This is a genomic window from Saccharopolyspora sp. MMCC62 (assembly GCF_057736575.1).
Genome location: NZ_JBYKCM010000004.1, coordinates 465,799 through 487,619 on the forward strand (window position 1 = coordinate 465,799; position 21,821 = coordinate 487,619).

Here is a 21,821-nt window from a genome sequence, read left to right on the forward strand (position 1 = left end):
GATGTTCGCCGAGCAAATCCGAGTCGCTTGAACGCGTAACACCAGGGCTGCTGTCTGCGATGAGCAACGTGGGGGACGGGCTGGACGCACTTGTAGGCGCCGCCGTCGACGGCGATCGTCAGTCGATCGAGCGCTTGCTGGCCGAAATCCGTCCTTTGGTGGTGCGGTATTGCCGCGCCAGGGTAGGACGAAACGAACGGTCGTTCGCTTCGGCGGACGACGTCGCCCAGGAAGTGTGCCTCGCCGTGCTGACGGCGTTGCCCAGCTACCGGGATCAAGGTCGTCCTTTCCTGGCGTTCGTATACGGCATCGCCGCGCACAAGGTGGCTGATGCTCATCGGGCGTCGGCCCGCAACCGCTCCGAGCCGGTGGCGGATGTTCCGGACACCCCGGAATCCGAGGCTGGACCGGAGCAGCGGGCCATGCAAGGTGAGCTTTCGGGCAGGATGGCGCAGCTGTTGCGCGTCCTCCCGGCCAAGCAGCGGGAGATCCTGCTGCTCCGGGTGGTCGTCGGGTTGTCCGCGGAGGAAACGGCCGAAGCGGTCGGTTCGACTCCGGGAGCGGTGCGAGTGGCACAGCACCGCGCACTGGCCCGGCTGCGCAAGACGCTGTCCGCGGAGGAGGTGGTCTGAATGGTCGAGCGGGAAGAACCGGAGCGCGCCCCGAAACGGGAGCACGCCTCGGACGATCCCGTCGATTCCGGCCGGCAGGACGACCGTGCGGGCGGAACGCGTGCGCCGGAGGATTCTCCGGCCGTGCCCGCCGCTGGCGAGGGAGCCGAGCTGATCGACAATCGAGAGTCCGACTCCGCCACCCCGGCGGCGTCCGGGTCGCACATCGCCGACGTCGCCGACGGTCCGGGATCGGACGCCGGGGACCACCCTACCGTCCATTCGGCCCATTCGGCCACGTCTTCGGAATCCGCTGAACGGACCGGCGGCTCCGGACCGGTGGACGAACACGGCGAAGCGGTCGCGGACGCGGCGGACGAGCAGCGCACGATTCGCGTGGCGCGCCCCGAGGACGAGGTCACGACCGAACTCGGCACCTCGGCCGCGGAGGCCGGCGCCACCGTGCTGGACTTCCGACGACGACCGCTGCTCACCGACGCCGATACCGAGCAGGCCGCGGTCGCGGGGCTGATCGACGCCGACGAGGTCGGTTCGGAACCGCTGAACCTCTCCGAGCTGCAAGCCGACGACGCGCTGCTCGACGCGCTCGGCGGCACCAACCCGAACGTGCCCGCGGAGTCGGCCGACACCGCGCCCGCGCTGGAATCACTGCTGGTCGCGTGGCGGCGGGAGGTGGACGCGGCGCCGATCGGCGACCTGGTGGACACCGATGCCGCGGTCGCCGCGATCGCCGCGGGCAGCAGGCCGCGCCGCAAGTCCCGCCGCAGGCACCTGGTCCCGGTGGCCTCGGCCGCCGCGGTGCTGATGATCGGGTTCACCGGGGTCGGCCTCGCCGCCCGGGACGCGATGCCCGGCGACATGCTCTGGGGCGTGGCGCAGGTGCTCTACAGCGACGACCACACGGAGGAGGCCGCGGCCGCGCAGCGGGCGCAGTCGCAGCTGGACGAGGCGGAGCGCCTCTTGAACTCGGGCTACTACAGCGACGCGAAGGTGTCGCTGCAGCTGGCGCACCAGACCATGCAGAACGCCGGTTCGCGCCTCAAGGACCTGGAGCTGCGGCACCAGCTGCTGGAGTACCGCGTCCAGCACCCGCAGGTGCCCGACGATTCCACCTCGGAGTCCTCGTCGAGCTCGCGCCCGACGTCGACCTCCACCGTCGAACCGCCCCCGCCGTCGAACCCGCAGCTGCCGCCGCCGGACTGGCCGACGCCGACCTCGCCGACCACGCCGAGCTCCTCGCAGGAGCCGACGGAGCCGACGACGCAGCCGAGCGAGACCAGCGACAGCACCGACATGCCGTCCAGCGGGAACCCGGACGGCTCCACGTCGGCGCCGAACCACGGCGGCGGGCTGTTCCCGACGCCGAACTGACGCACGCAGCACTGACGCACGAATCCGGATCCGCGCCCGCGAAGGGCGCGGATCCGTTTCACGTTCTGGTGGGGAGCGCGCGAGGATCGCCGGCCGACGCTGGACCGCCGCTGACCGGCCACTGCTCGACCGGTGGTCAGCGGGTGTTCTCGTTCTCCGTCTCGGTGACGCCGTCGGCGAAGCCGCGGCAGTACTCCCAGCTCATGTACTCGCTGGGGTCCGGGGCGAACGCGGGCTCGTGCGGGCGCATCCGGCCATCGTGCAGCAACTGCTCGAGGCTGGAGCGCAGCAGCTCCCAATCGTGGTAGTGCGGTTCACCGCAGTCGGTGCAGTCCACGACGATGCCGCGGACACCACGCGGTTCCAGCAGCGCCTGGTAGACGGCCAGGTCGGTGAGGTCGGAGAGGAGCTCGGCCCGTTCGTCCTCGCCCAGCGGCGGGCCGAACTCGGGCTCCTGGTCGTCGAGCGCTCTGCTCGGGTCGTCCGGGTCGCCCGCGAACGGGTCTGGGGGCAGCGGATCGTGCGGCACGCCCGGCACGGTACCGCCCACCGCGACCTGCACCGCCCCTCGGGGCGCCCGCGCGGGTGCGCCCGTGCGTTGCACCACCGCTTCCCATGTCTGACCAGCGGGGTCTCTATCATGGGTCAATCGCACCTGCCGCTCGCGCCGGGGACGTCGTCGAACCGCCGCCTCCGGTGCCCGGTATCGCCGATGAGCCCCCGCCCGGAACCTTCGGTCACCACACCGTTGCTTGCAGGAAGGCACACCGCCTCGCCATGACCAGCGAACTCACCGCCCCCGGTTTCCCTGCGAAGTTCGCGACGCTCGGGTTGACCTTCGATGACGTGCTGCTGCTTCCCGATGAGTCCGATGTGATCCCCAGCGGCGTCGACACGGGAACGCAGCTGTCGCGCAACGTGCGCCTGCGGGTTCCGCTGCTGTCCGCCGCGATGGACACCGTGACCGAGGCGCGGATGGCGATCGCCATGGCCCGCCAGGGCGGCGTCGGCATCCTGCAGCGGAACCTGTCGGTGGAGGAGCAGGCCGCGCAGGCCGAGGTCGTGAAGCGCTCCGAAGCCGGCATGGTCACCGACCCGGTGACCTGCTCGCCGGAGGACACCATGGCCGAAGTGGACGCGCTGTGCGCCCGCTTCCGGATCTCCGGCGTCCCCGTCACCGATCCCGACGGCACCCTCGTCGGCATCATCACCAACCGCGACATGCGGTTCGAGGTGGACCACACCCGTCGGGTGCGCGAGATCATGACGCCCGCGCCGCTGGTGACCGCGCAGGTCGGCGTCACCGCCGAGGCCGCGCTCGGCCTGCTGCGCAGGCACAAGGTCGAGAAGCTGCCGATCGTGGACAACGCGGGCAAGCTGCGCGGCCTGATCACCGTCAAGGACTTCGTCAAGACCGAGCAGTACCCCAACGCCACCAAGGACCCGGACGGTCGGCTGCTGTGCGGCGCCGCGGTCGGCGTCGGCGCCGACTCGCACGAGCGGGCCATGGCGCTGGTCGACGCCGGGGTGGACGTGCTGGTCGTGGACACCGCGCACGGGCACTCCCGGGCCGTCGTGGACACCGTGGCCACCCTGAAGAAGGAACTGGGCCACTCGGTCGACGTCATCGGCGGCAACGTCGCCACCCGCGCCGGGGCGCAGGCGCTCGTCGACGCGGGCGCCGACGCCGTCAAGGTCGGCGTCGGGCCGGGCTCGATCTGCACCACCCGCGTCGTCGCGGGCGTCGGCGTCCCGCAGATCAGCGCCATCTACGAGGCCGACCAGGCTTGCAGGCCCGCCGGGGTGCCGATCATCGGTGACGGCGGCATCCAGTACTCCGGGGACATCCCGAAGGCCATCGCCGCCGGTGCCAGCAGCGTGATGCTGGGCAGCCTGCTCGCGGGCACCGCCGAATCGCCCGGGGACCTGGTGCTGGTCAACGGCAAGCAGTTCAAGGTGTACCGGGGCATGGGTTCGCTCGGCGCGATGCAGAGCCGCGGGCAGGGCCGGTCGTACTCGAAGGACCGCTACTTCCAGGACGACGTGCTGTCCGAGGACAAGCTGGTGCCGGAGGGCATCGAGGGCCGGGTGCCGTTCCGCGGGCCGCTCGCGCAGGTGGTGGACCAGCTCGTCGGCGGGCTGCGCTCCGGGATGGGCTACACCGGCTCGACCACCGTTCCCGAGCTGCAGCGGGCGAACCTGGTGCGGATCACCGCGGCGGGGCTGAAGGAATCGCACCCGCATGACATCACGATGACCGTCGAGGCGCCGAACTACACGACCCGGTGAGGTGCGGGGCGCGGGAGCCGAGGGTTCCCGCGCCCTACTCCGCACCGGGTCACCCGCGCAGCTGCGCGGTCGCCCATTCCTCGAACGAGGTGGTCGGCAGGCCGAGCTCGGCCGCGAACTCCGGCCGGGCGGGCTGGCCGACCGCGTTCAGCCACTCGTGCGTCGAACCCATCTCCGGCATGCCCGCCGCGCGCGCCGCCTCGACGTCCAGGTCCGGCGCGGTCAGCGGGACGCCGAGCGCGCCGGTGAGGACCTCGGCGATCCGCGTCATCGGCAGCCGGTCGCTCGCGAGCTCCAGCTCGACCCGGTGGAACCGCCCCGGTTCGGCGAAGGCCGCCGCGGCCGCCGCGCCGATGTCGGCGACCGCGATCAGGGCCAGCTCGGTGTCCGGCTTGATGACGCTGACCAGGCCGCCCTCGACGCCGCGGGGGAACAGGAACGCCATCTCGGGCCGGAAGTTCTCCATGAAGAACGGCGGCTTGAGCAACGTCCAGCTGGGGAAGTCGGCCGCCCGCACCAGGTCCTGGACGGCGCTCTTGGCGTCGAGAGTGGGGGCCATGTCGCGCCAGCGGCCCTCCGCCCAGCCGGGGGCCCGGGTGTGCTGACCGGCGCCGCTGACCGAGGTGTGCACGAATTGCGGCACCTCGGCGGCGCGTGCCGCCTCGACGAGGTTGCCGCCCTGGCTGACCTCACCGGCGAAGTCGAACCCGTCGGCGGTGATCTCGGGCATCTGCACCGAGAAGACGGCGCGGGCGCCGCGCACCGCGTCCGGCAGGGAGGCGGGATGGCGGAGGTCGCCGGTGACGAGTTCGGCGCCGAGCGCGCGCAGCTCGGTGGCGGGTCCGGTGGTGGCGTCGCGGACCAGGGCGCGGACGGGGACGCCCGCGGCGAGCAGGGCGCGGGCGGTGGCGCCGCCCTGCTTGCCGGTGGCGCCGGTGACCAGGACGGGTGCGTGGTTCGGGGGCATGCTCGGCTCCTCGGACGGTAAACGGCGGGGCCCGCCGTTTCTAGCATCGTACGATACGGCGGACCCCGCCGTTTCGGTAGCTGGAGGTACCGCCATGCCCGCCGGTCAACGCTCGGACGCCCGGCGCAACCACGCGCGCATCCTCGCCGTCGCCGCCGAGGAGGTCGCCGCCCGCGGCGCCGACGCCTCCCTGGAACGCATCGCCCGCACCGCGGGCGTCGGCTCCGCCACCGTTCGCAGGCACTTCCCCACCCGTCGAGCCCTGCTCGAAGCCGTGTCGCACGACCGCATCGACGACCTGCGCCGCCGTGCCGCCGAGCTGACCGGCGCCCCCGACGGCCGCGCCGCGCTGCTGGAGTGGCTCGGCGAGGTGCTCGCGTACTCGACCGACGTCCGCGGGCTCGCCGCCGCGCTGTCCTACGCGGACGCCGCCGAGCCGGTGCAGGGCAACTCGTGCGCGGCACTGCTGGAGGGCGCGGGCGCGCCGCTGCTCGCGCGGGCCGTGCGGGAAGGGGCGGTCCGGGCCGAGATCGACCTCGCCGACCTGATCACCCTCGTCGTCGGCATCGTGCTCGCCGTCGAGCACCGCGCCGACGCCGCCGCCGAAGCCGAGCGGCTGTTCCGGCTCGCCGTGACCGGACTCGCACCGCAGCGCTGAACCGTCCGGGGAGGGGCGGCTGCGAGACTGGGCGCGGCGGCAGCGAGAATGCTCCGTCGGAGTGCTGCGGTCCACCTAGGAGGAACTGACGTGCGGGATCTGGTGGAGATCGGCATGGGCCGGACGGCCATGCGCGGGTACGAGCTGGACGACATCGAGATCGTCCCGTCCCGGCGGACCCGTTCATCGCAGGACGTGTCGCTGTCGTGGCAGATCGACGCGTACCGGTTCGGCATCCCGCTGGTGACGCACCCGACCGATGCCGTGGTGTCCCCGGCGACGGCGATCCGCGTCGGCGAGCTCGGCGGCCTCGGCGTGCTCAACGCCGAAGGGCTCTGGGCCCGGCACGAGAACGTCGAGGAGCGGCTGTTCGAGGTCGTGCGCGTCGCGGAGGAGAGCGAGGAGCCCACCGCCGCGATCAAGCTGCTGCAGGAGCTGCACGCCGCACCGGTGCGGCACGACCTGCTCACCCGGGCCATCAAGCAGATCAAGGACTCCGGGGTCACCGTCGCCGCGCGGGTCAGCCCGCAGCACGCCGAAGAGCTCACCCCCGACCTGCTCGCCGCGGGCGTCGAGGTGCTGATGGTGCACGGCACCATCGTCTCCGCCGAGCACGTGGCCCGGGACGGCGAACCGCTCAACCTGAAGCGCTTCATCGCCGACCTCGACGTGCCGGTGATCGCCGGTGGTGTCGGCGACTACCGCACCGCCATGCACCTGATGCGCACCGGCGCGGCCGGCGTGATCGTCGGCTTCGGCGAGTCGATGGCCACCACGACCACCCAGGTGCTGGGCATCGGCGTGCCGATGGCCACCGCCATCGCCGACGCCGCCGCGGCCCGCCGCGACTACCTCGACGAGACCGGCGGCCGGTACGTGCACGTGCTCGCCGACGGCGCGCTGTCCCACTCCGGCGACATCGCCAAGGCCATCGCCTGCGGTGCGGACGCCGTCGTGCTGGGCGAAGCCCTCACCGAAGCGGAGGAGGCGCCGGGCCAGGGCTACTACTGGACCGCGGCCGCCGCGCACCCGAACCTGCCGCGCAGCGAGATCATGGGCTTCACCGGCGCCGGTGTGGACCTGGAGACGCTGCTGTTCGGACCGAGCAGCGACGCGTCCGGCACCATCAACCTGTTCGGCGGGCTGCGGCGCGCGATGGCGAAGACCGGCTACTCGGAGCTCAAGGAGTTCCAGAAGGTCGGCCTGACGCTGCGGCGGTGATCCTGCCGCGCCGCTCCGCGGCCCTGATCGTGCGCGCCCGGTCTGCTCGGCAGGCCGGGCGCCGCTCGTCCTGAACCGGACGGATCGGGCCGAGGGGCGGAAATTCGTCGGCGGGGGAGCGCCGGAAGGTCTAGCTACCCGCGAGTAATGAAGGCTAACGTGTCCGGCATGGCTTCCAGCAACGGTGCTCAGGGTCAGCGCGGTCCGCAGCACTACGACGTCGTCGTGATCGGCTCCGGGTTCGGCGGCAGCGTCGCCGCGCTGCGGCTCACCGAGAAGGGCTACCGGGTGGCCGTGCTGGAAGCGGGCCGCCGCTTCAGCGACGACGAGTTCGCCAAGACCTCTTGGGACCTGCGCCGATTCCTGTGGGCACCGCAGATCGGCTGCTACGGCATCCAGCGCATCCACCTGCTCCGCGACTGCCTCATCCTCGCCGGAGCCGGGGTCGGCGGCGGTTCGCTGGTGTACGCGAACACGCTGTACCGGCCGCTGAAGCCGTTCTACAACGACTCGCAGTGGGCGCACATCACCGACTGGGAGGACGAGCTCTCCCCGCACTACGACCAGGCCAGCCGGATGCTGGGCGTCGTCACCAACCCGACGACCACCCCGTCCGACGTGGTGATGAAGAAGGTCGCCGCCGACATGGGCGTCGGCGACAGCTACCACCCGACGCCGGTCGGCGTGCACTTCGGCGAACCGGGGCGCACCGTCGCCGACCCCTACTTCGGCGGCGCCGGACCGGAGCGCACCGGCTGCACCGAATGCGGCTCGTGCATGACCGGCTGCCGCGTCGGGGCGAAGAACACGCTGGTCAAGAACTACCTGCACCTCGCCGAAGCCGGGGGCGCGGAGGTGTTCCCGCTGACCACCGTGCACCGGCTCGCCGAAGGCCGCGACGGCCGCTGGCGCATCGGCACCCGCCGCACCGGCGCGAAGACCGCGCTCGGCAGCCGGGTGTTCACCGCCGACCAGGTCGTCGTCGCCGCCGGGACCTGGGGCACCCAGAACCTGCTGCACCGGGCGCGGGACCGGGGCGACCTGCCGCGGCTGTCGGCGAAGCTCGGCGAGCTCACCCGCACCAACTCCGAAGCCATCATCGGCGCGCAGGTGCCGCAGCTCGGCGAGCAGGACTACTCCAGCGGCGTCGCCATCACCTCCTCGTTCCACCCCGACGAGGACACCCACATCGAACCCGTCCGCTACGGCAAGGGCAGCAACGCGATGGGGCTGTTGCAGACCTTCCCGACCAAGGGCGACCACCCCGACCCGCGCTGGAAGCAGTGGCTGCGGTTCGTGCGCACCGACCCGCTGAAGGCGCTGAAGATGGCGGTGGTGCGGAACTGGAGCGAGCGCACGATCATCCTGCTGGTGATGCAGAGCCTGGACAACTCGCTGATCACCCGGGTCAAGCGCGGCCTGTTCGGCTCCCGGCTCACCTCCCGGCAAGGCCACGGCGCACCCAACCCCAGCTTCATCCCCGCCGGTGAGGAGGCCAACGAGCGGGTCGCCGAGCAGATCGGCGGCATCGCGGGCGGCACCTGGGGCGAACTGGTCGACATGCCGATGACCGCGCACTTCATCGGCGGTTGCGCCATCGGGGAGGACGCCGAGCACGGCGTCATCGACCCGTACCACCGGGCCTACGGGCACCCGACGCTGTCGATCGTGGACGGCTCCGCGATCACCGCGAACCTCGGGGTGAACCCGTCGCTGACGATCACCGCGCAGGCGGAGCGGGCGTTCTCGATGTGGCCGAACAAGGGCGAACCGGACCGGCGCGCCGCGCAGGCCGACGGCTACCACCGGATGACCCCGATCGCGCCGAAGCACCCGGCGGTCCCCGCCGAGGCGCCCGCGGCGCTGCGCCTGCCACTGGTCTGACCGGAGCCGCTGCCCGGGCGGTGGGGGCTAGCTGGGATGATGGGTCCCAGCGCACGCATTCGCCTGGAGGTTTCGACGACGTGTCCGGTAACGCCAACACCCCTGACCAGTCCCCGGCATCGGGTCCGCCGCGCGAGGGGAAGGGGCCGGTGCTCGTCGTCGACTACGGCGCCCAGTACGCGCAGCTGATCGCCCGCCGCGTCCGCGAGACGCAGATCTACTCCGAGGTCGTCCCGCACGACACGCCCGTCGAGGAGATCGTCCGCCGCGACCCGGCGGCCCTGGTGCTCTCCGGTGGCCCGTCCAGCGTGTACGCCGAGGACGCCCCGCAGGTCGACCCGGCGCTGTTCGAGGCGGGCGTGCCGGTGTTCGGCATCTGCTACGGGTTCCAGGCCATGACCGCGGCCCTCGGCGGGACGGTGGAGCACACCGGCACCCGCGAGTACGGCCGCACCGAGCTGGAGATCACCGGTGACGGCGGTGCGCTGCACGAGGAACTGCCCGGCCACCACCCGGTGTGGATGAGCCACGGCGACTCGGTCAGCAAGGCGCCCGAGGGCTTCACCGTGACCGCGGGCAGCAAGGACACCCCGGTCGCCGCCTACGAGGACCGGAACCGCCGGCTGGCGGGCGTGCAGTACCACCCGGAGGTCGCGCACTCGCCGCACGGCCAGGAGGTGCTGCGCCGGTTCCTGCACGACATCGCGGGCATCAAGCCGCAGTGGACCACCGCGTCGATCGTGGACGACACCGTCCAGGCGATCCGCGAGCAGGTCGGCGACCGGCGCGCGATCTGCGGGCTGTCCGGCGGCGTGGACTCGGCGGTCGCGGGCGCACTCGTGCAGCGCGCCATCGGTGAGCAGCTGACCTGCGTTTTCGTCGACCACGGGCTGCTGCGCGCGGGCGAGCGGGCGCAGGTGGAGCGGGACTTCGTCGCCGCCACCGGCGTCAAGCTGGTGACGGTCGACGCCACCGAGCAGTTCCTGGGCGCGCTGGCCGGGGTCACCGACCCCGAGGAGAAGCGCAAGATCATCGGGCGGGAGTTCATCCGCAGCTTCGAGCAGGCGGCCCGCGACCTGGTGCAGGGCTCCGAAGGCGACGTGGACTTCCTGGTGCAGGGCACCCTGTACCCGGACGTCGTCGAATCCGGCGGCGGCAGCGGCGCGGCGAACATCAAGAGCCACCACAACGTCGGCGGGCTGCCCGACGACCTGCAGTTCGAGCTGGTCGAGCCGCTGCGCGCGCTGTTCAAGGACGAGGTGCGCCGGGTCGGCCTGGAGCTGGGCCTGCCGGAGACCATCGTGCACCGGCAGCCGTTCCCCGGGCCGGGACTGGGCATCCGGATCATCGGCGAGGTCACCGCGGACCGCCTGGAGACGCTGCGCGCCGCCGACTCGATCGCCCGCGAAGAGCTGACCGCGGCCGGGCTGGACCGCGACATCTGGCAGTGCCCGGTGGTGCTGCTGGCCGACGTCCGCTCGGTGGGCGTGCAGGGCGACGGCCGCACCTACGGGCACCCGGTGGTGCTGCGGCCCGTCTCCAGCGAGGACGCGATGACCGCGGACTGGACCCGACTGCCGTACGACGTGCTGGAGCGGATCTCCACCCGCATCACCAACGAGGTCGCCGAGGTCAACCGGGTCACGCTGGACGTGACGTCGAAGCCGCCGGGCACCATCGAGTGGGAGTGACCGGACTCCGGAGCCACGGGCCGCGCGGAACACCGCGCGGCCCGTTCTCGTTCCCGGGCCGGGACGGCGGTGCTCTCCGGGCAGGCGAACGGGCCGTGCCGCCGGAACGGAAGCTCGGGTGCGACCGCGTCCGGGGGTGGACGTGCGTGAACGGACCGTCCGTCCAATCGGGTTGGACGAACGGTCCGTTCACTCGGAGGTCGGGGGCGGAGCCGCGGTGCTGCCGGGATCGGACCGGGGCGCACCGGGCCCGCCTCCACCCGGTTCACGGGCGTCGCGGGCGCGGGTCACGACGCACGTGAGCGGGAATCACTGCTCGACGCGGACCCAGTCGACGAGGTAGCGCGCATTGCCCGCCTTCACCTTGTCCACCGATTCCTGCGGGAGACCGAAATAAGGTTCGGTGACGCCGTTGACGCCGTTCGGGAACTGGCCGCCGAGTGCGAAGTTCAGAATCATGAACTGCGGGTCGTCGTAGACCCAGGTCCAGCCGTTCTGCTCCATTTCGGCCTTGGTGATCTTGTAGATCTCCTTGTCATCGACGAGGAAGGTGATTCCTTCCGGCGTCCAATCGGCCGTGAAGACGTGCCAGTCGCCCGGGTCGGAACCCTCGAATTGCTGCTGCCCGTTGATCGGGGTGTCGCCGTTGTACTCGGGACCGTGCAGCGCGACGCTGGTCCACGGCTCGCCGACGCTCTCCATGATGTCGACCTCGCCGCACTGCGGCCAGTTCACCTCGTCGATGTTGGCGCCCAGCGACCACCACGCCGGCCACAGGCCCTGGCTGGTGCCGCCCTCGGGCAGCTTCACCTTCGCCGAGTAGCGGCCGTAGGTGAACTCGAAGTTGCCCTGGGTGTTGACCCGGCCGGACTGGAAGTCGTAGGTGTTCCCGTCCGGGGCCTGGAAACCGGGAGTGCTGCGCGCGTGCAGGGCGAGTGCGCCGTTCTCGGCGCCGGTGTTCGCGTCGTCGTGATCGATGTAGATCGTCTCGGGCGAGTCCACGTAGGCCTGCTGCTCGGAGTTCACCGTGGTGAAGTTGTCCCCGGTGACCTCGACCTTCCACTTGGAGCGGTCGAGCTGGTCGCCGGAGAAGTCGTCGAAGAACACCTCCTTCTTCGGCGCGGCCGCGGGCTCGGCCGGAGCCGCCACCGCGGAGGTGGCCGAAGAGGTGACGAACGGGAACAGGCACAGCGCGGCGAGGGTCGTTCCTGCCGCCTTGAATCCGGTTCGGGGCACGAGAAGTCTCCTTCGGGGGGACGTTGAAGGATGAGAGCGCTCTCAACGGGACAGGCTGCTCACCTGAAACGTTCCGGTAAAGGCTATATCGATGCAGTCCGGAACTGATTAGGCCGATCGGCTGCTATTCGCCGCTCAACGGGACCCGGTTGCGCAATTCGAGGTACTGAATATCGCCGTTTTTGCCAGTTGCGGCGAGCGCGTGATCACGGTTCGAAGTCGGGCGAATGCGATTGGTTCGTTCCCATTATTCCTGCCCGCGGATTGCGAAGATCAATTGCGCGGGAGTCGCGCGGGCTCGCGGCGGATCGGTACCACCGGCAGCGCTTCGCGGGGCGGAATCACCGGCCGCGGTGTGGCGACCGGCCGTTGCGTCGAGACCGGCCGGAGCGCCGAGACCGGCCGGAGCGCCGAGACCAGCCGGAGCGCCGAGACCAGCCGGAGCGCCGAGACCAGCCGCAACGTCCAGAGGGTCCGCAGCGCCCGAGGGAGTCGGCCGCGCCCGGCAGGGTCCGCCGCGCCAAGACCGCCCACGCGCCAAGACCGCCCACGCGACACACGCCACCACCGCCCGCGCCACCACCGCCCGCGCCACCACCGAGGCGGCAGCGCGGGCAGCGGTCAGCGATTCAGCGGCGGCGCATCGACGCGATGAGCAGGAAGATCCCCACCACCACCGCCAGCCCGGCCAGCGACCACTCGATCCAGAAGTCCCGCGTACCGCCCAGCAGCACCGACGCCGAGATCATCAGCGCCACCGCGCCGGAAGCCAGCAGCATCGTGTCCGGCGACTGCGCACGCCCCTCGTCCTGCTCAGCCACGGAGCACCTCCACCATTCCTTCGGTCACGGACGCGTTCACGGTGAGGTGGCCGGCGCCGACCCCGTCCGCACCGGGATCCTCGATGTCGAGCCGGGCGGACCCGTCCCCGTGCTCCTGGTCGCCGAGGCAGTTCACCGAGCCGCTCTCGGCGGTGCACGACGCGGTGACGTCCAGGTCCCGCGGGAGCAGCACCCGCACCTGGCCGTCGCCGACCTCCGCGGTGGTCTCGATCCGCTCGTTCCCGCCCAGCCGCAGCTGCCGCAGGTCCAAGGTCAGCGTGCCGTGCTCCAGGTAGGGGTAGTAGTCCTGCAACCCGGCGGAGGTCGTCGCGACCACCCGCTGGTCCTGGACCGGTTCCCGCGCCTCGTCGTGCGCCGGGCCCAGCAGCAGCGCCAGCGCCCCCACCGGTAGCGCGAACGCGATGAGCGCCCGCCCGCCGTGCAGGAACGCGGCGGCCAGCATGCCCGCGCCGAGCACGCCCAGCGCAACCGCGAGCGCCTCCCCGGGGCCACCACCCGCGATCAGCACCGCGCCACCGGCGAGCACGGCCAGCCCCAGCGCGAGCCAGGTGATCCAGGTCCGCTTCTGCGGCGGCTCCTCCGGCTCCGCCCCCGGGCTCGGCAGGTCCCAGGCGAACGGCGCGGCGCCCAGCGGGTCCCAGGACGGCGGTTCGGTGCGCTGCTGGGCGCCCGGGTACACCCAGGTGTTCTCCCCGGACGGGGTCGCCGTCGCGCTCATCGCCGGTTCGGGCGGTGCGGCGGTCGCGGCCGTCGCGTCCGGAGCCGAGGTCTGCCGGTCCCGGTAGCCGCGGTGCAGCAGGTACAGCCCGCCGAACGCGGCCCCGAACACCAGCCAGCCGTGCGGGTAGAGCATGGACAGCGCGGTGGGAATCCCGATCAGCACCAGCAACGCCATCCCGGCCAGCCAGCGGAACCGGCTGGTGCTCGGCGCGTCCGGATCGGACGGCAGCAGCAGCCACAGCAGCAGGTACAGGGCGAGCCCCCCGCCGCCCGGGATGGTGGCGACCACGAACGCCACCCGCAGCAGCACCGGATCGATGCCGTAGCGCCGCCCGATCGCGCCGCACACCCCGCCGAGCTTGCGGTCCCGGCGCAACCGCGCGGGCCGCGTCTCCCACATCTCCCGGAGGGTGTCGCCGACGTCGTCATTCCCACTCATGCGTCCACTATCGAGCCGAGCCGTGCGGCGGGACATCGGGGACGCCCCTGAGCGCGGCCCGGAACGCCCTGGGAATTCCCCGATGCGGTTGATCACCCGCGCGTGTGACCATCGCAGGGTGAAGAACCGGTACCAGCGGAAACAGGATCGCGAGTCGCGGCGGGCGCGCGCGCAGCAGGCCGCCGCGCCCACCTGGGGCGATCGGCGGGAGGACGCCGTCCGCGCTCCGCACCCGGGGTTCGCCGCGCCCGGCCAGGCCGCGCCGGGGCAGGGAACACCCGACCGGACCGCGCCGATCCGGACCGCACCCGGCCAGGTCGAGCCGGGGCAGGCCGTGCCGGGCCGGACGGCACCGGGGCAGGCCGCACCCGGCCAGGCCGCACCCGGCCAGGCCGCACCCGGCCAGCCCGCACCGATCCGGACCGCGCAGCCCCCGCGCTTCTCGCCCGGCGCGGTCGAGCCGGACACGAGCCCGTTCCACCTGGACCCGGACCGGCCCACCGAACCGCACGGCCACCTGGTCCGGGACACCGCTGACGCCGCCCGCCCGCCGACGCTGTACCGGCGGCGCGGCGGCAGGCTCGTCGCCGGGATCTGCGGCGGGCTCGCCGACCACCTCGGGGTGTCGGTGCTGTGGGTCCGCGCCGCGTTCGCGTTGCTCGCCGCGTTCGGCGGGGCCGGGGTGCTCGGCTACGGGCTGCTGTGGATCTTCGTGCCGCAGAGCGGCGGGAACGAACCGCCGATGTCCGACCGGGAGCGCCAGCAGGGCCTCGGGCTGATCATCCTCGGCCTGGGGCTCGCGGTCGCCGTCGGACTGCTCGGCATCCTGCCCGGCTGGCTCACCGGCCCGTTCGGGGTCGCGATGGTGGGCGCCGCCGTGGTGTGGCGCGAGGCCGACGAGTCGCAGCGGCGGCGCTGGCGGGAAGGCGCGCGCTCCGGAGTGGCGGGCGCGGTGCTCGGCGGTGGCGGGCGGGCCGCGGTGGTGCGGATCGTGTCCGGCGCCGCGCTCGTCGTGATCGGCGCGGTGGTGTTCCTCGCCGGGTCGGCCAGCGTCAGCGACCTCCAGTTCGCGCTGCTGTCCACGGTGACCGCGCTGGTCGGCGCCGCGGTGCTCACCGTGCCCTGGTGGGTGCGGCTGATGCGGGACCTCGACGTGGAACGGGCCGGCCGGGTCCGCTCCCAGGAACGCGCCGAGATCGCCGCGCACCTGCACGATTCGGTGCTGCAGACGCTGGCGCTGATCCAGAAGCAGGCCGGTTCGGAGCGCGAGGTGCGGCGGCTCGCGCGCGGCCAGGAGCGGGAGCTGCGGACCTGGCTCTACGGCCCCGGCGGCTACGGCCGCGGCGACGACGCCGAACCGGAGGACCCGGCCGCGGAACCGGGACCGATGCTGTCCGCGCAGCTCACCAGGGCCTGCGGCGAGGTGGAGGACGCCTTCGCGATCACCGTGGGGCAGGTCGTCGTCGGCGACTGCGAGCTGGACGAGGCCCTCACCGCGCAGCTCGCCGCGGCCAGGGAGGCCGTGGTGAACGCCGCCAAGCACGCCGGGGTCGCCGAGGTCAGCGTGTACGCCGAGGTCGAACCCGAGCAGGTGTCGATCTTCGTGCGGGACCGCGGCACCGGCTTCGACCCCGACCGCGTGTCGGCGGACCGGCACGGGATCGCCGATTCGATCCGGGGCAGGATGGAGCGCAACGGCGGCTCGGTCCGCATCAGGACCGCGCCCGGCTCCGGCACCGAAGTGCAGATGGACATGCCGCGCAAGGCCCGCCGGTGACCCGGCGGCCGGTGGAGGAGGAGAACGTGACCAGCGAAGCAGCAGACCAGCGCCCGGTGCGGGTGTTCCTGGTCGACGACCACGCGTTGTTCCGCTCCGGCGTGCGCGCCGAGCTCGCCGCCGCGCCCGACCAGGTCGAGGTCGTCGGCGAGGCGGGTTCGGTCGCCGAGGCCGCCGCGGGCATCGCGCACTACCGGCCGCAGGTGGTGCTCCTCGACGTGCACATGCCCGACGGCGGCGGTGCCGAGGTGCTGCGGCGGGTCCGCGGCGAGCAGCCGGACGTCGTGTTCCTCGCGCTGTCCGTCTCGGACGCCGCGGAGGACGTGATCGCGGTGATCCGCGGTGGGGCGCGCGGCTACGTCACCAAGACGATCTCCGGCCGGGAGCTCGCGGACGCGGTGTGCCGGGTGGCCGCCGGGGATCCGGTGTTCTCGCCGCGGCTCGCGGGGTTCGTGCTGGACGCGTTCTCGCAGGGGCCGAACTCGGCGCCGGTGGGCGACCCGGAGCTGGACCTGCTCACCCCGCGGGAGCGGGACGTGCTGCGGCTGCTCGCGCGGGGCTACGCGTACAAGGAGATCGCCGCCGAGCTGTTCATCTCGGTGAAGACGGTGGAGACGCACGTGTCGAGCGTGCTGCGCAAGACGCAGCTGTCGAACCGCTACGAGCTGTCCCGGTGGGCGAGCGACCGCAGGCTCGTCTGACCCGAGCGGCGCGGGTGAACGGCCCCGGACGAACGGGCCGTTCACCTCCGGCTCGGTGATCACTTCATCGGGTGCTCGGTGGCGAGGTCGGCGTACGGGGCGCGGGCCGGTGCCTTCCGGGCGGGACGGTTCCGGGCCGGACGGTTCCGGGTGAGCGCCACGCCCGCCAGCACCAGGCCGATGCCGAGCAGCACTCGCCAGCTCGGCTGCTCGCCCAGCACCAGCCATCCGAGCAGCACCGACACCACCGGCATCAGGTAGGTGACCGTCGAAGCGACCGTCGCGCCCTCATCGGCGATGAGTCGGTAGTTCAGCGCGAACCCCACGCCGGTGCCGAACACCCCGAGCACCGCCACCGCCAGCAGCGCCACCGCGTCGAACCGCACCGCGGGCAGCCCCTCCAGCGGGAGCACCAGCGCCGCCAGCCCGGCCGCCGCGACCAGCTGCAGCGCCGCCAGCACCGGCGCGGGCGCTCCCGTCCCGGTCAGCTTCCGGCCGATGTGCACGTAGCCGACGCCGTAGCTGGCCGCCGCCGCGAGGCAGGCGAACACCCCGGCCCCGGCCGACGCGCCCTGCCACGGCGCGAGGATCAGCAGCACCCCGCCGAACCCGACGGCCAGCCCGCCGAGCATCCGCGGCGAGATCCCGCTGCGCGCCCCCAGGAGGTACCCGAACAGCAGCGTCCACAGCGGGGTCGTCGCGTTCACCGCCCCCGCCAGCCCCGAGTCCACGGTCCGCTCGCCGACGCCGAGCAGCACCCACGGCAGCGCGCTCGCGAAGAACCCGGCGACGACGACGTGCGGCAGCAGCCGCCGGTCCAGCCGCACCGGCAGCCCGCGCACCGCGCAGAGCACCACCAGCACCGCCGCGCCGAGCGCGATGCGGGTGAACGCCACCTGCGCCGGGGACATCGCGGTCAGCGCCACCTTGATCAGCAGGAAGCTCGCGCCCCACAGCAGCGCGAGCACGCCGAGCCGCAGGTGGCTCGTCCGGTGGTTCATCGTGTCTCCCTCGGTCGCGGGGCGGTTCCGGGAACCACGATCCGAGAGCCGACGTGTAAGGACAAGCGAAATAATCTGAAGTGAAGTTTCAGATTTGCTGTACTGTCGGGCCATGTTGGACGCCCGCCGCATGCAGGTCCTCCGCGCCGTCGTCAGCGGCGGCTCGATCAGCAGCGCCGCCACGAACCTCGGCTACACGCCCTCCGCGATCAGCCAGCAGATCGCCACCCTCGAACGGGAGGCGGGCACCGCGCTGCTGGAGAAGGTCGGCCGCGGCGTGCGGCCCACCGCCGCCGGGCGGCTGCTCGCCGAACGCGCCGCCGACCTCGCCGGGCTGCTCGCCGACACCGACGCGGAACTCGACGACCTGCGCGCCGGCCGCACCGGACGGCTGCGGCTGCGCTACTTCACCTCGGCCGGGGTCGGGCTCGTCCCGCCCGTCGTGGCGAAGTTCCGCGCCGAGCACCCCGACGTGCGGCTCGACCTGAAGATGATCGACGACGGCATCCTCGGCGACGTCGCCACCGGTGCCGCCGACCTCGCCGTGATCGTCGTCGGCCGGGAACCGCCGCAGGCGCGCGGCGTCCGGATCGAGCACCTCGTCGACGAGCCGTACCGCGTGCTGCTGCCGCAGGGGCATCCGCTGTGCCAGGAGGAGGAGATCGACCTCGCCCGGCTCGCGGGCGAACCGTGGGTGCTGGAGGCGCTGGGCGACGGGCCGTGCGCCGAATCGCTGCGGGACGCCTTCGACTCGGCCGGGTTCACGCCGCGGCTGGAGCTGGAGACCGGCGGGGACTACGCGGCGCAGGGGTTCGTCGCGGCCGGGCTCGGCATCGGGCTGCAACCGCGGCTCGCGCTCGGCGTGCTGCACCCCGGCGTCGTGGTCCGGCCGGTGCGGCGGCCCGAACCGGTGCGGCGCATCCACATCGCGGTGCGGGAGACGATCGCCGACCAGCCGGCCACCCGGTCGCTGCTCGCGGCGCTGCGCGACACCGCGCGGGCGTGATCGGGCGCGTGCGTGATCGGGCGCGAGCCGGGCGGCGGACGGTCCGGTGGCGGGACCGCCGGGCTCAGACCCGGGAATCGCTGTTGATCAGTGCTTCGCCGTCGCGGGCCACCATGCCCAGCAGGTGGCGTTCCTTGCTGGTCTTGCCGTCCTTCTCGAACTCCAGGATCACCAGCACCTTCGCGCCGATGACCTTCGGGCCCGAGGTGATCTTGACGTCGTCGACGGACTTCCAGAACGACTCGTAGCTGTCCTTGCCCGCCGCCTGCATGTCCGGGCCCAGCAGCGACCAGGACTTGTCGAGGTCGTCGGGGACGGACGAGAAGTAGGTCTTCACCGCGTTCTCGATCTCATCCTTGGACGGCTGCTCGTCCTTCTTCTCGCTGGAGGTCGTCGTGGGCGTGCTGCTCGTCGTGGTCGGCGCGGCCGAGGACGTCGGCGCGGACGTCGTCGGCGGTGCGGTCGTCGTCGACACGGGATCCGCGGGCGCCATCGGCTCGGAAGCGGGCGGCGGCTCCGACTGCGGGGAACGCTGGTTCCCGGCGCCGAACGCGCTCGCCGTCAGCACCCCGACCAGCACCGCCACCAGCAGCGCCGCCGCCCACAGCAGCACCGCCTTGCGCGAGGTGCCGCTCCCGGAGGGCTCGGACACCGCGGTCTGCCCGACCTGGGTCGGCGGGTTGCCCGCGCCCGCGGGCACCGCCGCGCCCACCCGGGTCGGCTGCGCCTGCTGCGGCCTGCCCTGCGGGGCGGCCGCCGGGCGCTGCCAGCCCCCGGCCGGCGTGGAACCGCCGGGCAGCGGACGTCCCTCCGCCACCGCCAGCAGCATGCTCCGGGTCTGCGCCATCGTCGGCCGGTCCACCGGGTCCGGCTGCAGCAGCTGCATCAGCGCCGGGGCCAGCGGGCCCGCCTGCCGCGGCGGCTCCACCTGACCGCGCGCCACCCGGTGCAGCAGGCTGATCGCGTTCTCGTCGGTGCCGAACGGGGGCTCGCCCTCCACCGCCGCGTACAGCGTCGCGCCCAGCGAGAACACGTCCGAGGCGGGAGCCGGGTCGCGGCCCAGCGCCACCTCCGGCGACAGGTACGCCGGGGTCCCCGCGAGGATGCCGCTCTTGGTCACCGCCACGTCGCCGATGGCGCGGGAGATGCCGAAGTCGGTGATCTTGGCGATGCCGTTGTCGCCGAGCAGGATGTTCCCCGGCTTCAAGTCGCGGTGCACGATGCCCGCCATGTGCGCCGCCGCCAGCGCGCCCGCGACCTGCGAGCCGATCCGGGCCACCGACTGCGGCGGTAGCACGCCCTGCTCGCTGAGCACCGTCGCCAGGCTCTGCGACGGCAGGTACTCCATCACGAGCACCGGCTGGCCCTCGTCCTCGGCCACGTCGAACACCACGATGGCGTTCTGGTGCTGCAGCCGGGCGGCGATGCGGCCTTCGCGCATCGAGCGCTGCCGCGCCTCCTCGGTCTCCTCATCGGTGTAACCGGGCTGGAGCAGCAGCTGCTTGACCGCGACGGTGCGGTGCAGCCGCTCGTCGACCGCGCGCCACACGATGCCCATGGCGCCGCTGCCGATCCGCTTCTCCAACCGGTAACGGCCCGTGATCAAACGGCCCTCGGCGCTCACAGGTCTCTCCTGATGCTGGGGTGCTGGCGGCTAGGACGGTACTGACCGGGCCCCCGAGACCGGCTCGTGCTCATCGGCCCCACGTTACTGGTGGGCGACTGGGGGAACGCACCAGGTCGGGGTGAACGGATCGCCCCTGGCGAAAGCACCGGGCCGGGGCCACGCATCGCGAGATGCCTGTCCCCGGCCCGGAAAACGACCACCTGGTGCTCAGCCCGGAAGCTGGAACGCGGAGGCACCGGATTGCGGTGAGGTGGCCTCCGACTGCGTCGGCTGATCCGCGGAGGACTCACCGCCGTCGTCGTCGCCGTCGTCACCGGAGGTCTCGGTCGGCTGGGACTGCTCCGTCGAGGTCGGCTGCTGCGTCGTCGTCGGCTGGGAGGTCTGCTCCGTGGACGTCGGCGTGCTCGTGGTCTCCTCGTAGGTCTGCTCCTCCGAGGAACCGGAGCTCTCCGACGACTGGGTCGTCGGCGCGGGCGGAGGCGGCGGCGCCTGCTGGGAGGTGCCCGAGTCGTTGCCGGTCGGTTCCGGCGTGTTGCTGTTCAGGAACGCCGAGGTCACCAGCACCGCGACCACGGCGGCCGCGACCAGCGCGATCCCGGACAGCACCAGCGGGCGCCTGCTGCGCCGCGGCCGGTCGTCGAACGACGTCTCCGCACGCGAATCCGGGCCCAGGTACGAGGTCCGCGGGTTCGAGTCGTACTGGCCGTACTGGTCGTCGTCGTAGTAGGCGGTCCCACCGTGGTGGTCCTGCCCGACGACGCTGGTCGGAGCCAGGTCGGGCCTGCTGTCCGGGCCGATCGCGGGCGGGATCGGCGCGGCCATCGTGGGCACCGAGTTCGCCGAACCGCCCTCGGCGACCGCCAGCAGCATCTCCCGGACCTGCGCCATGTCCGGCCGGTCCTCGACGCGCACCTGCATCATCGCCATCAGCGGCTGGGCCATCGCGCCCGCCTGCTGCGGCGGTTCGATGCGGCCCGCGGCCACCGAGTGCAGCAGCGCCAGCGTGTTCTCGTTCAGCCCGAACGGCGGCCTGCCCTCGATCGCCGCGTACAGCGTCGCGCCCAGCGAGAACACGTCGGAGGCACCACTCGGCTCCCGGCCCATGGCGACGTCCGGCGACAGGTAGGCGGGCGTGCCCGCGAGCATCCCCGTCTTCGTCACCTGCACGTCGCCCTGGGCGCGCGAGATGCCGAAGTCGGTGATCTTCACCGTGCCGTTGTCGCCGAGCAGGATGTTGCCCGGCTTGATGTCGCGGTGCACCACCCCGGCCGCGTGCGCGGCGCCGAGCGCGGCCGCGGCCTGCGCACCGATCCGGGCCACCTCGCGCGGTGGCAGCGGTCCGTGGTCGGACATCATCGCCGCCAGGCTGGTGGAAGGCAGGTATTCCATGACCAGCACCGGCTGGCCTTCGTCCTCGGCTACGTCGTAGACCGAGATCGCGTGCTGGTGCTGCAGGCGCGCCGCGATGCGGCCTTCCCGCATTGCCCGCTGCCGCGCTTCCTCGGCCTCACCCGGGTCCAGTCCGGGCTGCAACAACAACTGCTTGACCGCGACAGTGCGGTGCAGGCGTTCATCCACACACTCCCACACCACGCCCATCGCGCCACTGCCGATGCGTCGCTGCACTCGGTAGCGTCCGGCGACCAGGCGACCTTCGTCGCTCACCGACGTCTCCCCGTACTGCTATCGATGCCCGCTCGAGCGCGGTCCCGAACCGGACGGATCCGGATCGGCACCGTCCCGTCGGGCATCGGGCGGT

18 protein-coding genes are annotated in these 21,821 nt (G+C 72.6%); 10 read left to right on the forward strand and 8 right to left on the reverse strand.

Annotation, left to right across the window (positions count from 1 at the left end):
• Window positions 1-59 precede the first annotated feature (59 nt).
• Both AC29IT_RS12610 and AC29IT_RS12615 read left to right on the forward strand, forming a co-directional pair.
• Window positions 60-632, forward strand: a complete 573-nt coding sequence (locus AC29IT_RS12610) for a sigma-70 family RNA polymerase sigma factor (RefSeq protein ID WP_184483051.1) — start codon at window positions 60-62, stop codon at window positions 630-632.
• Between the two features lie 318 nt (window positions 633-950).
• Window positions 951-2,003 carry an anti-sigma-D factor RsdA gene (locus AC29IT_RS12615; protein WP_488218795.1) on the forward strand — a complete coding sequence of 351 codons (1,053 nt, stop codon included), beginning with the start codon at window positions 951-953 and terminating at the stop codon, window positions 2,001-2,003.
• A gap of 136 nt (window positions 2,004-2,139) precedes the next feature.
• Here AC29IT_RS12615 and AC29IT_RS12620 read toward each other — a convergent pair whose 3' ends face one another.
• The gene (locus tag AC29IT_RS12620) at window positions 2,140-2,541 is read right to left on the reverse strand and encodes a DUF5319 domain-containing protein (RefSeq protein ID WP_224968014.1); all 402 of its coding nucleotides are present in this window, start codon (window positions 2,539-2,541) and stop codon (window positions 2,140-2,142) included.
• A gap of 239 nt (window positions 2,542-2,780) precedes the next feature.
• Here AC29IT_RS12620 and guaB point away from each other — a divergent pair, with 239 nt between their 5' ends.
• Window positions 2,781-4,292: an IMP dehydrogenase gene (gene guaB / locus AC29IT_RS12625; RefSeq protein ID WP_224956125.1), complete on the forward strand. Its 1,512-nt coding sequence runs from the start codon at window positions 2,781-2,783 to the stop codon at window positions 4,290-4,292.
• A gap of 49 nt (window positions 4,293-4,341) precedes the next feature.
• Here the strand turns inward: guaB and AC29IT_RS12630 are convergent, their stop codons facing one another.
• Window positions 4,342-5,259, reverse strand: a complete 918-nt coding sequence (locus AC29IT_RS12630) for an NmrA family NAD(P)-binding protein (protein ID WP_488218796.1) — start codon at window positions 5,257-5,259, stop codon at window positions 4,342-4,344.
• Between the two features lie 94 nt (window positions 5,260-5,353).
• Here AC29IT_RS12630 and AC29IT_RS12635 point away from each other — a divergent pair, with 94 nt between their 5' ends.
• The 4 genes from AC29IT_RS12635 to guaA all read left to right on the forward strand — a co-directional run bounded on the left by AC29IT_RS12635 (window position 5,354) and on the right by guaA (window position 10,713).
• Window positions 5,354-5,917 (forward strand): TetR/AcrR family transcriptional regulator, encoded by a 564-nt coding sequence (locus AC29IT_RS12635; protein ID WP_358436644.1) that lies wholly within the window; start codon window positions 5,354-5,356, stop codon window positions 5,915-5,917.
• A 90-nt stretch (window positions 5,918-6,007) separates the two neighbouring features.
• Window positions 6,008-7,138, forward strand: coding sequence for a GuaB3 family IMP dehydrogenase-related protein (locus AC29IT_RS12640; RefSeq protein ID WP_358436641.1), 1,131 nt, complete (start codon window positions 6,008-6,010; stop codon window positions 7,136-7,138).
• Window positions 7,139-7,306: 168 nt separating this feature from the next.
• Complete coding sequence (locus AC29IT_RS12645; protein ID WP_358436638.1) at window positions 7,307-9,022, forward strand: FAD-dependent oxidoreductase; 1,716 nt, start codon at window positions 7,307-7,309, stop codon at window positions 9,020-9,022.
• A 149-nt stretch (window positions 9,023-9,171) separates the two neighbouring features.
• Entirely contained in the window at window positions 9,172-10,713 is a 1,542-nt protein-coding gene (gene guaA, locus AC29IT_RS12650) for a glutamine-hydrolyzing GMP synthase (protein ID WP_488218887.1), read from the forward strand.
• A gap of 309 nt (window positions 10,714-11,022) precedes the next feature.
• Here the strand turns inward: guaA and AC29IT_RS12655 are convergent, their stop codons facing one another.
• The 3 genes from AC29IT_RS12655 to AC29IT_RS12665 all read right to left on the reverse strand — a co-directional run bounded on the left by AC29IT_RS12655 (window position 11,023) and on the right by AC29IT_RS12665 (window position 13,950).
• Window positions 11,023-11,949, reverse strand: a complete 927-nt coding sequence (locus AC29IT_RS12655) for a glycoside hydrolase family 16 protein (protein ID WP_488218797.1) — start codon at window positions 11,947-11,949, stop codon at window positions 11,023-11,025.
• 629 nt (window positions 11,950-12,578) lie between these two features.
• The gene (locus AC29IT_RS12660; RefSeq protein WP_488218798.1) at window positions 12,579-12,770 is read right to left on the reverse strand and encodes a hypothetical protein; all 192 of its coding nucleotides are present in this window, start codon (window positions 12,768-12,770) and stop codon (window positions 12,579-12,581) included.
• The gene (locus tag AC29IT_RS12665) at window positions 12,763-13,950 is read right to left on the reverse strand and encodes a PspC domain-containing protein (protein WP_488218799.1); all 1,188 of its coding nucleotides are present in this window, start codon (window positions 13,948-13,950) and stop codon (window positions 12,763-12,765) included. The genes AC29IT_RS12660 and AC29IT_RS12665 overlap by 8 nt, the downstream gene beginning before the upstream one ends.
• Window positions 13,951-14,431: 481 nt before the next feature.
• Here AC29IT_RS12665 and AC29IT_RS12670 point away from each other — a divergent pair, with 481 nt between their 5' ends.
• Window positions 14,432-15,727, forward strand: a complete 1,296-nt coding sequence (locus AC29IT_RS12670) for a PspC domain-containing protein (protein WP_488218888.1) — start codon at window positions 14,432-14,434, stop codon at window positions 15,725-15,727.
• A 26-nt stretch (window positions 15,728-15,753) separates the two neighbouring features.
• Entirely contained in the window at window positions 15,754-16,428 is a 675-nt protein-coding gene (locus tag AC29IT_RS12675; protein ID WP_488218800.1) for a response regulator, read from the forward strand.
• Between the two features lie 59 nt (window positions 16,429-16,487).
• Here AC29IT_RS12675 and AC29IT_RS12680 read toward each other — a convergent pair whose 3' ends face one another.
• A complete protein-coding gene (locus AC29IT_RS12680; RefSeq protein WP_488218801.1) occupies window positions 16,488-17,429 on the reverse strand; it encodes a DMT family transporter in 942 nt (313 codons plus the stop codon).
• A gap of 112 nt (window positions 17,430-17,541) precedes the next feature.
• Between AC29IT_RS12680 and AC29IT_RS12685 the strand changes: the two genes are divergently transcribed.
• Window positions 17,542-18,435 (forward strand): LysR family transcriptional regulator, encoded by an 894-nt coding sequence (locus AC29IT_RS12685; RefSeq protein ID WP_358436620.1) that lies wholly within the window; start codon window positions 17,542-17,544, stop codon window positions 18,433-18,435.
• 64 nt (window positions 18,436-18,499) lie between these two features.
• Here the strand turns inward: AC29IT_RS12685 and AC29IT_RS12690 are convergent, their stop codons facing one another.
• Both AC29IT_RS12690 and AC29IT_RS12695 read right to left on the reverse strand, forming a co-directional pair.
• Entirely contained in the window at window positions 18,500-20,059 is a 1,560-nt protein-coding gene (locus AC29IT_RS12690) for a serine/threonine-protein kinase (RefSeq protein WP_358436617.1), read from the reverse strand.
• 210 nt (window positions 20,060-20,269) lie between these two features.
• A complete protein-coding gene (locus AC29IT_RS12695; protein WP_488218802.1) occupies window positions 20,270-21,727 on the reverse strand; it encodes a serine/threonine-protein kinase in 1,458 nt (485 codons plus the stop codon).
• Window positions 21,728-21,821 lie beyond the last annotated feature (94 nt).

Bases quoted from the DNA above. Each gene is read 5' to 3' on its own strand.
- AC29IT_RS12610 (WP_184483051.1), top strand. From the start codon at position 60: ATGAGCAACGTGGGGGACGGGCTGGACGCACTTGTAGGCGCCGCCGTC.
- guaB (WP_224956125.1), top strand. From the start codon at position 2,781: ATGACCAGCGAACTCACCGCCCCCGGTTTCCCTGCGAAGTTCGCGACG.
- AC29IT_RS12630 (WP_488218796.1), bottom strand. From the start codon at position 5,259: ATGCCCCCGAACCACGCACCCGTCCTGGTCACCGGCGCCACCGGCAAG.
- AC29IT_RS12635 (WP_358436644.1), top strand. From the start codon at position 5,354: ATGCCCGCCGGTCAACGCTCGGACGCCCGGCGCAACCACGCGCGCATC.
- AC29IT_RS12645 (WP_358436638.1), top strand. From the start codon at position 7,307: ATGGCTTCCAGCAACGGTGCTCAGGGTCAGCGCGGTCCGCAGCACTAC.
- AC29IT_RS12665 (WP_488218799.1), bottom strand. From the start codon at position 13,950: ATGAGTGGGAATGACGACGTCGGCGACACCCTCCGGGAGATGTGGGAG.
- AC29IT_RS12680 (WP_488218801.1), bottom strand. From the start codon at position 17,429: ATGAACCACCGGACGAGCCACCTGCGGCTCGGCGTGCTCGCGCTGCTG.
- AC29IT_RS12685 (WP_358436620.1), top strand. From the start codon at position 17,542: ATGTTGGACGCCCGCCGCATGCAGGTCCTCCGCGCCGTCGTCAGCGGC.